Origin of the sequence: Enterococcus mediterraneensis (genome assembly GCF_900604485.1) — a bacterium.
Lineage (GTDB): Bacteria > Bacillota > Bacilli > Lactobacillales > Enterococcaceae > Enterococcus_C > Enterococcus_C mediterraneensis.
Window position 1 is genome coordinate 2,391,192 of record NZ_UWOP01000001.1, and the last position, 11,633, is coordinate 2,402,824.

Here is an 11,633-nt window from a genome sequence, read left to right on the forward strand (position 1 = left end):
TTAAAACCCTGTGATTAATTAAAAGAAAAGTCAGTGCCGCAAACACTGACTAACAGCAAAACATGGTAATGTTTTACTAACGGTATACCGATACTATACCATGCTTTTGCTGCTATCTCAACTATGGAAGAAGGAAAAGCAACAATGACAGCAACAGCAGAAACAGTAGCACAAGAGAAAACAGTGGAACAATTAGTAATTGATTATCAACAGTATTGTGAACGTAGAACAGCAGCAGTAGAATTTGCAGCGTTCAATATACTGCAGAAGGTAAAGAGCTTCAAAGCAGCAAAAATACACTGGCTACGCAAGAACACGCCACAAGAGATTACTTTAGCAGACTTACACGCTCTATTTGATGACTCACTGTTAGAAGCAATGAACAGCTATAAGCAGAACAGCAGGGCTTCCTTTTACACGTATGTATCTGCAATACTCCTGCACAAAAGGACTAATGCAATCATACATTTGAACAGCAAGAAACACGTGCCAACCAGCGCTACTGTTAGTATATCAGAAGTAATTACAGAAATGTATGCAGTACAGCCAGAGTCTGATAGCTTTAACTCTGTGGAAGCGGCACTCATTGCCTACAGTCAGATCAGTGACAAGACCAAAGCCAGTGCAGCAATGCTGTGTATCTGGATGCAAGATTTACACGGCAATGAGCTGCTGGACAGATTAAAACAGGTATTCCCTGCTGAAAAGTTAAGCAACAGTTGTATCAGAAAGCGTCTGCAACGTGCTAGAGCTGACTTCAAGCAGTATTACACTGAAATGAAAGCAGGTGGCGCATTATGACAGGAAAGCAATCACACCAATTATTCCTGTTTATCCTGTTCTTTACAGTAGGGATCAGCGTAGCAACTGTCAGTTCACTGTCTACTGTCAGAAACATTCTGATAATTGTTCTTGCTGTCTATGCACTCCTGCTAAACAAGCCAGTAAGCAGAAAGAAACTGCAGTCTGCTGACTAATAATAATCATATAGGAAACAGCTGAGCCTTTTTTTAAGCAGGTATTGCCAGAGTGGTGGCACTTAACATTGTGGATCAGCTTTAATGCTTGATTTGTCAGTTGTCCTTCTGGGAGTCTGCTAAAATAACAGATATGTCTGTACTCAATGTAATTCCAGTGGTATACTGTCATAAAAAGAATGGCACAAGGAAAGTTCTTTGCTAAAGCATATAATTAACTGGATAGCACAGTAGCTAATTGGTATCCTGCTTGGACCACCGATAAAATGAGTCGTTATGCAAGAATCGCACTTGGGATTAGATAAAGATCAATGCTGATTTAGCAATGTTTTGTACTCGTTTGGTATGTATTTCAAGCCGATTTTTGGGGTTTCGGATACCCATCCAAAATGAGAAAGATAACTTTGAACGTCTTTATCAACTTTTAGAAAAAGTTGATAAAGGCGTTTTTTTGCGTAAAGTCCTGTTTTTCTAAAAATTTAATCACACTCACATCATTAGAGATAAAAACATAATCTATGCAGCATTTTCGCTTTTCCATCTTGCTTTACAAGAAAAAATCTTTTACTCTTAGTTGACCAGAGTAAAAATAAGCAGGTGAAAAAGTGAAAAGACTTGTTTCGAAAGAAAAGATGTTTGCGGTACTAGATAAATTAGACAGCTTAAATATCCGTTACTGGGTAGATGGCGGTTGGGGCGTAGATATTTTGACAGGAAAACAAAATAGAGAACATCGAGACATCGATATTGATTTTGACGGTGCAGAAACAGACAAATTACTAACGGCTCTTTATGAAATGGGCTATAAAAAAGTAGTAGACTGGATGCCGGCGCGGATGGAACTTTGGCATGATGAGCTAGGGTATTTAGATATCCATCCGCTGATTCTGGCTGCTGACGGCAGTGCACAGCAAGCGGATTTAGAGGGCGGCTTTTATTTTTTTGAAGCGGAATGGTTCACTACCCATCAATTCGAAGACCGCGTGATCCCTTGTCTTTCAGTGAGTGCCCAATTAAATTTTCATAGTGGATATGAATTGAGAGAATCAGACTATATTGATTTGAAAAATTTGGAAGAGTTAACTAATCAGTAGTGATATCGTGGATAGAAGTGGATGCAAGCTGGCAAAATGATCTGAATAAATGGATTCATCAGTAAGCGTGTAGTTGAAATCAAAAGACAACGGACGAGTTCAACAGATTTTCGTTTTAAAATATTTGAATGCTTGATTGCTAAGGTTATCCTATTGATATCCTTGAATTTGGTTGATCCTAAACATATTGGAGCAACAAGGTAGGAGGTAGAATATATGAGGTTGCTGTTCAACATAGACCCAAAAGATTATGATCCAAACGATAAAGCGTTTATCCGTCCGTCGGTAAGGAGTATCATTATCCGTGATAACAAAGTCGCGATGATCCATAGTCTTAAATATGATTATTATAAATTTCCCGGCGGCGGTATCGAAGCGGATGAAACCCAGATCGATACGCTGATCAGAGAAACAGCGGAAGAATCAGGACTTCGTGTCATCCCTTCTTCGATCAAGGAATACGGTTATGTCCATCGTATCCACAAGGGTGAATTAGAGGGCATATTCATTCAAGATAATTATTATTATCTATGCCAAGCAGAGGATCAAATCCTCTCGCAAAAATTGGATGACTACGAAGCTGACGAAAGCTTCACATTAGAATTTATTGCTCCTGAGCAGGCGATCGCCGCAAATCGCAATAAAGAGCACGGACCCAAAAATTTCTATATGATCGAACGTGAAGCAAAAGTATTGGAGCTGCTGATCAAAGAGGGATATTTTGATCATATACAAACAGAATAAAGCTGTTTAGTAGAGATGCGAAATGTTGACGTTGATAAAATTGAAAGAAAAATATAATGAACAGCTCATCGACATGATGGATGGTGTTCGTCCGTCTGAGCGCAGAAAAGGCTTTACGACAGAGATGTTCTGTATGGCGTTAGAGGAATACAGAAAACTTGGTATAGACAAAGTCCTCGTGGTATGCGATAAAGAGAATGTCGGTTCAGCGAAGAGTATCATAAACAATGGCGGAATCTTGGAAAATGAAGTGCTGGTAAACGGTATAGTAAAGCAAAGATATTGGATCACATTATAGATTTTAGTATTTTTTGAGAAAAGAGTTCTCTATGCTCTGCTTGTTAAACCGCTAATCTAATATATCGACCTTAGTTATCGTTACCTAGTGAATCAAAGGCATCAGCGAAAAAAGGAGGCAAACCCAACATGGATCAAAAAGAAAAGATGAAAGAACTTATCAAAAAGAAACAAGGCGGCGGAAAAGCAAAACAAATGGCCACGCCAAAAAACGATCGGAAAAACATGCGTAAAGGTCCTAAGATTTTTAATAAATAGTCGCAAGCAGAATAAAAAACAGCCTCGAGAAAGATATATAAGAGATATATGTCTTTCTCGTGTTTTTTGTTTACTGGTGTATGGTACTAGGGAGCTTCTTAATTGAAAGGTGTGGCAAAGAGGCTTTACATGAAAACTAAACAGATACCTAGCAATAAAATGTATAAGCCTACCATATTTGACACTTTTTTATCAAATACGATCTAACACAAAACGGTGAAAATCCATTTGTATTTCTAGGTGTTAGGATCACTTTTATTCGATAAATTCCGCATATTTTTTCTTTGCGGATTCACGAATCTTTTCGTGTTGTTCGTGGGCTTCCAAGATGACTTGGGCAGATCCCTTCGTTGATTCTTGCAAACCTTTAGGGGGATCAGTTTCGCTTCTTTCTAAATCAACTTTACCGAAATTGACACCTACGACAAGATAATAAGGATCTGTTTCTGATTGCTCTAAAAACAAGAGATACTTGGTCCCTTGCCGCATCATGTTGTAACCGGCGATATGGTAGGTGACTTTTTGCTTCTTGTTATAAGCCTCGTTTTCAAGGATCGTGAATGTTTCGCCTGTTTTCAGGTGATCGCCGTGAATAACTTTATCAACTTTAAAATCGGATAAAGTATAAGCGATAGCTATCCGTTCTTCTCCTCCATATTTAGTATAAAGGACAGTTGAAGCGTTCTCATAAGTTTTTTCAGCAATTACGATCTCATCAGCAGCATTTTCGACTTCCTTAAGATCATTGAACCCCTCTGTTTTCCCAACTTGGTAAATATCTTTTCCAAATCGACTACTATTATCGATTCCTTTGCCTAGAAAATTGTAGACAGACCATCCGGTGAGTGTGAGAATGATCACCCCGGCGAGAGATAGGACAACTGCAGTCTTTTTCATTGATAGTACCCCCTTTATTTTTCAATATCTTTTGTCAATATAGAAGCGAAGCTGGATGTTCTTGTTTTCTATATTATACATACTTTTTTCGAAAGCGAGAACAAGGACGAATATCGTACTATGGATAAAAAAGACGGTATTTCTATGTATATTGGTGTAGATATGATTCAGTTAAAACATATCTGAAAGCGGCAGCGCTATTTTGCTCGTGGATAAGACAAATAGAGCAAAACATGGGATAATACCAGTTGGACACCCGCAAGTGCTGTTTTTACGGGGAGGCTGCAATTATTTAGAAAAGAGATGAGTATCAATGAATAGTATGGATAAAATCAATCATTTCAGAGATGAGCGGGATTGGCGGCAATTCCACGACGAAAAGGATCTGGCCATCTCTATATCTTTAGAAGCAAATGAGCTTTTAGAGCTGTTTCAATGGCGAACTTCGACAGAAGCAAAGGAAGAGCCTGAGCGCCTAAAGGAAGAATTGGCGGATGTGCTGATCTATTCCTATATGATGGCCGACAACCTCGGCTTTGATATCGACCAGATCATAGAAGAAAAACTAAAAAAGAACGCCATCAAATATCCTGTAGATCAAAGTAAAGGCAGGAAAAGCTGACCCATTTTTAACGATGAAGCTTTCGGCAATCGATCAAGGCTCTCGCAACCGTGAAAAATCAGGGAAACGAGAGCCTTGGTTGATTCAGTGCCTCCAAAATTCATTTAGAGAGCAGAGGATTTGACCAGTCATAAGCGGCTTGTAATAAAAGCCCTTCAATGGTCCGATTCCGAACATTACACCTAGTATAAGCAAAAGTGCAATAAGAACCATACAAGCGCTCATGAAATACATAAACTTTCCTGCTAATTTCCAATTATTGACGATCCGATCGAAGAGTTTGCTGCGATAGATCCGCTTCGATTGAGGGATCTTGTTGAATTCAGGGATTGCTCGCCAATTTTCCTTGAACACTTCAGCATCTTTTTCAGTGAACATTTCCGCGAAGACATGGATACCCGATTGAAAATCAACCGCGTACCAAGTTTCTTCCAGTTTTTTAAAGCCTTTTGGATCTCGATAAGACACTTGTCCACGTTCTAAATAGATGGAGTGGATATCCTTATAAGGATAGCTATAGTAGTTTCCTTCCTCAAGATAATCAAGAATGATCAGATAAATCATCCGCCGATCGGTGAATATGAGTAAACGATTGCCTCGAGTGTCGCTGAAATCTTTGACGTACTTTTTCGCTTTTTCAGTCCGTGCGTGTCCAATTCCATTGATTCCTTGATTAGTAGCTGCGAGGTTTTCTGCGATATTCATTGGCAAAAAGCCGTGGATTTCTTCATCTTCAGCAAGCTCTTTTTTGACATCCTGTAGCAGATCTTGAAAGAAAATGTAAAATTTGCTGCGTTCAAATAATTCGGTTTTTTCTTCAGGAGAAAGCTCATAGTGGTATTTTTCGTTTTCTCGGTAAATGATATCTTTAAATCTCACGTCCCATCATCCTTTCCTGCAATACCTTTTTCAATTTTGTTCGACCTCGTGACAAGTGATTGTAGATTGCACTGGTTTCTAAACCGACAGACGAGGCGATCTCTTGCGGTGTCAGCTGGTAAAAATAATGCAATACGAATATCTTTTGATCCGTTTCGTTCAATACATCGATCAAATAGAGAAAGTCCTCTTTGGCTAACGGATCTTCTATGAGCGTTTGATTGATCATCTCCAAAGGCTGTTGTGTTTGTTCCTTTTTCAGCTGTCTTTTTTTATCGATACAGCGGCTGCGGGCGATCATCAATACCCACGTTGCAAAACTGCTTTTCTTCTCATCGTATTGATGGATCTTCTGCCAGATTTCGTAAAAGATCTCATTTTCCAGATCCGGCCAGTGATTTTTTTCAGTTCCCTGATTCAAGATACCGTGGACGGTTCGCAGGATGCTTGCGCCGTAGAATTCGATCAGAGACTCCAACCCTTGGAAATCTTTATCCTTTAGTTGGCGGATCAACACTCTTTCATCCAAATCATTCACTCCTTTATTTCATTATACGAAAGCGATTACTGTTTTCTATCAACTTTTTATTTTTTGTTAAAAGATCAGTTTGTCGATGCCTCTACAAGAAAACACGGTTATTTGCTAACAAAATAATTTTATTCTGAATTATTGTTCGTTCTCTGGTTGATTTATTGGCAAAAAAACAGTATTCTAGAAAAAAACTAAGGAGATTATCCATGCTGACAACATCTTTTTTTGACCATACATTTGAAAATCCTTTTATGAACGCTTCTGGTGTCCATTGCATGACACACGAAGAACTTGACGAGCTGGCGGCTTCAAAAGCCGGTGCTTTTATTACGAAAAGCGCAACACTGGAATCCCGCGCCGGAAATCCCGAACCGCGTTATTTTGATGTGCCATTAGGAAGCATCAATTCTATGGGACTGCCTAACAAAGGTCTCGATTATTATTTGGATTACGCTTTGTCTTATCAAGAAAAACAGACAAGACCCCTCTTTTTTTCAGTTGCCGGTATGAGCGTAGAAGAAAACCTGGAGATGCTTTGGGTGATTCAAAAGAGCAATTTTAACGGCATCACAGAACTAAATCTTTCGTGTCCGAACGTGCCCGGAAAACCACAAGTCGCTTATGATTTTCCGTTAACTAAAACGATTCTGACAGAAGTTTTCCAATTTTTCACAAAACCATTAGGCGTGAAACTGCCTCCTTATTTTGATATGGCTCATTTTGATGAGATGGCAGAAATATTGAATCAGTTTCCGTTGACCTATGTAAATTCCATTAATAGTATCGGTAACGGTTTGTATATCGATCCAATGACAGAGTCAGTAGTGATCAAACCAAAAGACGGCTTTGGCGGAATCGGCGGCGAATATGTCAAACCAACAGCGTTAGCGAATGTCCGTGCGTTTTATACTCGTTTGAATCCATCAATAAAAATCATTGGTACCGGCGGGATTCGTTCGGGACAAGATGCTTTTGAACACCTGTTGTGCGGCGCGACGATGCTGCAAGTAGGAACCGAGCTTCATAAAGAAGGTCCGGCGATTTTTGAACGGTTGACTGCTGAATTGACAGCGATCATGGATGAAAAAGGCTATACTTCAATCGATGAGTTTCGCGGAAAGTTAAAGACGATCAACGTATAAAACAAAAAATAGAAACTCGGGATACAAGCAAAGCAGGTGAAGAAATGCTCGAATTGAAAAAAGCAGATAAAAATGATCTTCCAGTGATCCTATCAATCGTTGAAGATGGAATCATTTCGTTAAAAAAACAAGGATTGCCTCAATGGCAAAACGGCTATGGCCCTCAAGAAAATCAATTATTGACTGACATAGATAAACGGGAAAGTTATTTATTGATGGTGGATGGCGAGATTTACGGGACAGCCGCCTTAGTAAGCGGAGTGGATGATGTTTATACTGCAATCAAAGATGGTCACTGGAGTGAAAGTGACGGTGAGTATCGCTCGATCCATCGTTTTGCTCTTGCCGCTAAAGCCACAGGCAAAGGTTACGCAAAACGTTTCTTGCATTTATTAGCGGAAAGTGCACAGAAATCAGGGTATAACGATATTCGAGTCGATACTCATCCGGAAAACATAAAGATGCAAAAAGCGATTCTCGGCGCTGGTTTTACCTATCGCGGAATGGTAGAATTTCCGATTCCGGACGGAAAAAGAAAAGCCTATCAAATAATTATGCCATAAAAAACGTATCTATTAGTAGAAAAAACAAAACAATATTTATTGTTTTGTTTTTTTGAAAGTAGATTTTTTTTATAGTCGTTGTTTTCTTAAACCAAGGGTTATTGCTTAATAGATAGTATCTATTTATGGTAGAATAAATTAATAAGTGGTTGATTAAATACAAGCTTATTTAGGGGGGGTTACATGAAAAGGAGAAATATTTTGTGTTTTAGACGAGCTTTGACGCTCTTAAGCGTTGCTGCGATGATGCTTTCTCAAGGTGTACCGGCTTATGCTGGAGTGGCGGAAGCTGCTGAATCAGAGACAGCTCAAGAACAAGTGACAACACAAGAAACAAGTGAAAGCGTTTCTGAAAGTGCGCCTGCAGAAGAGGAATCCAGTAGTTCGGAAGTTGTTGAGGTTACTGTAGACAAAAGTGAATTGACGCAATTATACCAAAAATTAAGCCAAGCTATAGCTAACGAGCAGACCTACACGCCCGCTTCGTTTGAAGCAGTAAGGTCAGCACAAGTAACAGCTGAAGCTGTATTAAATGATGCAGCGGCCACCAATGAACAAGTATCAGGAGCTGTTGCTGCTATCAATAATGCATTGGCTGGATTAGTTTTACGTGCAGACAAGTCTCAGTTACAGCAATGGATCACAAAAGCTGCGTCTTACCAAGCACAAGATTATACAAAAAAATCTTTTGCTGTTTTGCAAAACAGTTTGACGAAAGCTCGAACTGTCAGCGAAAATCCTAATGCTTCTGTTGAAGAGGTTGCACAAAGTGTCGCTGAATTGCAAAACGCGATCAATCAGTTAAAAAAGGCGGAGCAACCAAAACCTGAGCAGCCGGAACAAAAACCTGATCCAAAACCAGAAACAAGCAAGCCAGAAACAGAAAAGCCGAAACCTAGTGAACCAAAACCAGAGAAAAACGAATCCAAACCTGCAGCATCGAAAGAAGAAAAACCTGCAGACTCAACAGGTACACAAACTTCACGACCGGTAGTGCAAGGTCCAGTTTCTGATGAATCCACACCGTTAGATGATAATTTAGTAACTGATAGTTTAACTGATTCGGATTTGAACGGATTTGAACTGCCATTATTGTCTTCTTATAGTGACAAACGGCAAGCTGCCATTGTTTCTGAGTCATTGAAGCAGTTGAGCCTTCCTTATGAAGAAGGAGCAAAAGGGCCAGAAGCATTTGATAATCTGCATTTGCCAAACTATATTTATCAAAAAGTTTTCGGTCACGAACTCGGCGATACTTATGAGGAAATGGCAAAAGCCGGTGAGAAGAGAACGCTTGAAGAAGCCGAACCTGGCGATCTCCTTTTCTGGGAGAAGGACGGCAAAGCCGATGAAGTTGCTGTCTATCTAGGCGCTGGAAAATATCTGCTGGCAGATGAATCGGCCTTAGAAGAAGTCCAACAAACAATAGAAGATGAGGAAAAGGAAGAAATTCCTGGTGTTCGAATCTTCTCATTGCAAGGTTATGATTTAGAAACCGGAGAAATTTCAGAAGAAGATACGGAAGAATTTTCTCTTTCTGAAGAAAGAAAGAATCCAGAGTATGCAGTCCATGTTATGAAAGATTGGGATTTGACCGAATATGGGAAAGAACTGATCGATACTTATGCTGCAAGTATGGATTTTCGTGTGAATAAGGTCACAGAACGTTTTATTGAAAAAATCGCAAAAGACGCTCAAGAATTAGGGCTTAAATACGATGTCTTTGCGTCGGTCATGATTGCTCAAGCTATTTTGGAAAGCGGCTCTGGTCAAAGTACGTTATCGATGATGCCGCATTTCAATCTCTTTGGGATCAAAGGCTCTTTCCGAGGCGGATTTGTGACGATGCCAACATTTGAAGATAGAGGAAATGGCGAGTTGTATCAAATCAACGCAGCTTTCCGAAATTATCCAAACTATAAAGAATCACTGACTGACTATGTTCGTCTGATTCGCGGCGGTATTAGCGGAAATCCTAACTTCTATAAAGGTGTTTGGCGTTCGGAAGCTAAGAACTATTTGCAGGCGACACAAGAATTGACTGGAAAATACGCTACCGATACATCTTACAATAATAAGCTGAACTCACTCATTGCGGTGTATAACCTTACCCGTTTTGATGAACCAACATCGGAAGCGACTGGTATGATCATCCAATCAAGATCAGAGATTCCAGCATACTATCGAAATAAGATGACTTTCCCAGTTTATAATGGACGCAACTACAACACGTCCGGATCATATCCTGTCGGTCAATGTACATGGTATGTGTATAACCGTATTCGTCAGCTTGGCGGATTTGTAGATGATTTTATGGGTAATGGCGGAGAATGGGGTCAAAGAGGTGCGCGTTTAGGTTATCGTACAAGCAGACAGCCTAGAAAAGGTTACGCAATTAGTTTCCATCCGGGAGTCGCAGGATCAAGTCCAATTTATGGACACGTAGCGTTTGTCGAAGCTGTGGGTCCTGATGGTATCTTGGTATCAGAAGGAAATGTTGTAGGACCAACAACCGTTTCTTACCGCGTGATTCCAAACAGTATTGCCCGCTCCAATAATGTTACTTATATCGCACCAAAATAAAATGAATGAAAAGTTTCTGATCTGCTGCTTAGGAGCCGGATCGGAAACTTTTTTTGTTTATTTTTATCGACCTGATAACCACAAAAGGCTTGTTTCTGAAGGCGACTCTTGATAAGATGGCAATGATAAGGACGGTGCAAAATGAATAAACGGCTAAAAAAGAAACAAGCATACAAAAATTATATTCGTGACATTTTCAACGGTTACGAAAAAATGATCATTCAACCTGATTTGAAAGAATTGAAGTTTGAATACCTAAAGGAAGAAACGATCATCTATCGGGATGAAGAAAATTTGATCCGCTTTTTAACTAGAGATAAATAAGCGGCAGATCACAGAAAAAGAAACTGAGAAAGTCATCTTCTAATAAAGCATCTGAGTGCAAGGGAGTTCCTCGTGGGATTTCACTTGTAACATGCAGCAGCGGAGTTCATTGCTGTTAGTGCTTTTCGATGAGATTTCAGTTTCTTTTTTATTTTCCAAAGCAAGATGACATGAAATCATTCATTTATCTAAATACAGCTTATCAGAAAAAGAAAAAAACTGTTGACGCTGCTTCATAAGGGTGGTATATTAAAACACGTTGTTCCGATGATTTATCGATTTTCAATTTTTCAGAAAAAAGTTGAAAAAAGCAGTTGACGAATCGCGAAACAGATGTTACTATAACGAAGTCGTCAAATTACGAGAGAAACAAAATGCTGATACAGCAAGAAAATTTCTTTTAAAAAGTAGTTGACAAATAACAATAAACTTGATAAACTAATCAAGTCGCTGACAAACAACTTTGAAATATTTCGCTTCTCGAGTTTCTAACTCTTGCGAAAAAAATCAAAAAAGAGTTGACAAACACTTGTCACTCTGATATGATTAAAAAGTTGCTGAAACAGCACGGTAGACCTTTGAAAACTGAACAATGCAAGCAAACGAACCAAATGTGTAGGGCGCTTCTTTCAAGAAGCAAAATACATGCAAGCAATAGCTAGCAAATCAATTCAATGAGCTTAACGATCAATTGATCGTTTCCAAACTTTTTATGAGAGTT

14 protein-coding genes and 1 pseudogene are annotated in these 11,633 nt (G+C 39.3%); 12 read left to right on the plus strand and 3 right to left on the minus strand.

The genetic code is table 11. The annotated features are described in order from the left end of the window. Window positions 1-144 precede the first annotated feature (144 nt). From EFB00_RS11815 to EFB00_RS13755, 7 genes and pseudogenes are all read left to right on the plus strand, one after another. Window positions 145-801 (plus strand): hypothetical protein, encoded by a 657-nt coding sequence (locus EFB00_RS11815; protein WP_122646986.1) that lies wholly within the window; start codon window positions 145-147, stop codon window positions 799-801. Beyond that, a complete protein-coding gene (locus tag EFB00_RS11820; protein WP_122646987.1) occupies window positions 798-977 on the plus strand; it encodes a hypothetical protein in 180 nt (59 codons plus the stop codon). The genes EFB00_RS11815 and EFB00_RS11820 overlap by 4 nt, the downstream gene beginning before the upstream one ends. Window positions 978-1,216: 239 nt before the next feature. Beyond that, a pseudogene (locus EFB00_RS13845) lies at window positions 1,217-1,282 on the plus strand (metal-sulfur cluster assembly factor); the annotation flags it as partial. 327 nt (window positions 1,283-1,609) lie between these two features. Continuing rightward, window positions 1,610-2,071, plus strand: coding sequence for a nucleotidyltransferase domain-containing protein (locus EFB00_RS11825; RefSeq protein WP_122647104.1), 462 nt, complete (start codon window positions 1,610-1,612; stop codon window positions 2,069-2,071). A 216-nt stretch (window positions 2,072-2,287) separates the two neighbouring features. Then, window positions 2,288-2,815 (plus strand): NUDIX hydrolase, encoded by a 528-nt coding sequence (locus EFB00_RS11830; protein WP_122646988.1) that lies wholly within the window; start codon window positions 2,288-2,290, stop codon window positions 2,813-2,815. Between the two features lie 22 nt (window positions 2,816-2,837). Next, window positions 2,838-3,113, plus strand: coding sequence for a GNAT family N-acetyltransferase (locus EFB00_RS11835; RefSeq protein ID WP_206423479.1), 276 nt, complete (start codon window positions 2,838-2,840; stop codon window positions 3,111-3,113). 128 nt (window positions 3,114-3,241) lie between these two features. Then, window positions 3,242-3,370 carry a hypothetical protein gene (locus tag EFB00_RS13755; RefSeq protein ID WP_277424031.1) on the plus strand — a complete coding sequence of 43 codons (129 nt, stop codon included), beginning with the start codon at window positions 3,242-3,244 and terminating at the stop codon, window positions 3,368-3,370. 255 nt (window positions 3,371-3,625) lie between these two features. On the opposite strand, the gene EFB00_RS11840 is transcribed toward EFB00_RS13755, so the two are convergent. Further along, window positions 3,626-4,267: a hypothetical protein gene (locus EFB00_RS11840; RefSeq protein WP_122646989.1), complete on the minus strand. Its 642-nt coding sequence runs from the start codon at window positions 4,265-4,267 to the stop codon at window positions 3,626-3,628. Window positions 4,268-4,580: 313 nt separating this feature from the next. Here EFB00_RS11840 and EFB00_RS11845 point away from each other — a divergent pair, with 313 nt between their 5' ends. Further along, window positions 4,581-4,889 carry a nucleotide pyrophosphohydrolase gene (locus EFB00_RS11845; protein WP_122646990.1) on the plus strand — a complete coding sequence of 103 codons (309 nt, stop codon included), beginning with the start codon at window positions 4,581-4,583 and terminating at the stop codon, window positions 4,887-4,889. Window positions 4,890-4,973: 84 nt separating this feature from the next. Here EFB00_RS11845 and EFB00_RS11850 read toward each other — a convergent pair whose 3' ends face one another. Both EFB00_RS11850 and EFB00_RS11855 read right to left on the minus strand, forming a co-directional pair. Then, on the minus strand, window positions 4,974-5,768 hold the full coding sequence (locus EFB00_RS11850) for a hypothetical protein (protein WP_122646991.1): 795 nt from the start codon (window positions 5,766-5,768) through the stop codon (window positions 4,974-4,976). Then, entirely contained in the window at window positions 5,758-6,297 is a 540-nt protein-coding gene (locus EFB00_RS11855; RefSeq protein WP_122646992.1) for a sigma-70 family RNA polymerase sigma factor, read from the minus strand. Before EFB00_RS11855 ends, EFB00_RS11850 begins: the two co-directional genes overlap by 11 nt. 209 nt (window positions 6,298-6,506) lie before the next feature. Here EFB00_RS11855 and EFB00_RS11860 point away from each other — a divergent pair, with 209 nt between their 5' ends. The 4 genes from EFB00_RS11860 to EFB00_RS11875 all read left to right on the plus strand — a co-directional run bounded on the left by EFB00_RS11860 (window position 6,507) and on the right by EFB00_RS11875 (window position 10,912). After that, a complete protein-coding gene (locus EFB00_RS11860) occupies window positions 6,507-7,442 on the plus strand; it encodes a dihydroorotate oxidase (RefSeq protein ID WP_122646993.1) in 936 nt (311 codons plus the stop codon). 44 nt (window positions 7,443-7,486) lie between these two features. Beyond that, the gene (locus tag EFB00_RS11865) at window positions 7,487-8,005 is read left to right on the plus strand and encodes a GNAT family N-acetyltransferase (protein ID WP_122646994.1); all 519 of its coding nucleotides are present in this window, start codon (window positions 7,487-7,489) and stop codon (window positions 8,003-8,005) included. 201 nt (window positions 8,006-8,206) lie between these two features. After that, window positions 8,207-10,588: a glucosaminidase domain-containing protein gene (locus EFB00_RS11870; protein WP_241153438.1), complete on the plus strand. Its 2,382-nt coding sequence runs from the start codon at window positions 8,207-8,209 to the stop codon at window positions 10,586-10,588. A gap of 141 nt (window positions 10,589-10,729) precedes the next feature. Then, window positions 10,730-10,912: a hypothetical protein gene (locus EFB00_RS11875; protein WP_122646996.1), complete on the plus strand. Its 183-nt coding sequence runs from the start codon at window positions 10,730-10,732 to the stop codon at window positions 10,910-10,912. Window positions 10,913-11,633 lie beyond the last annotated feature (721 nt).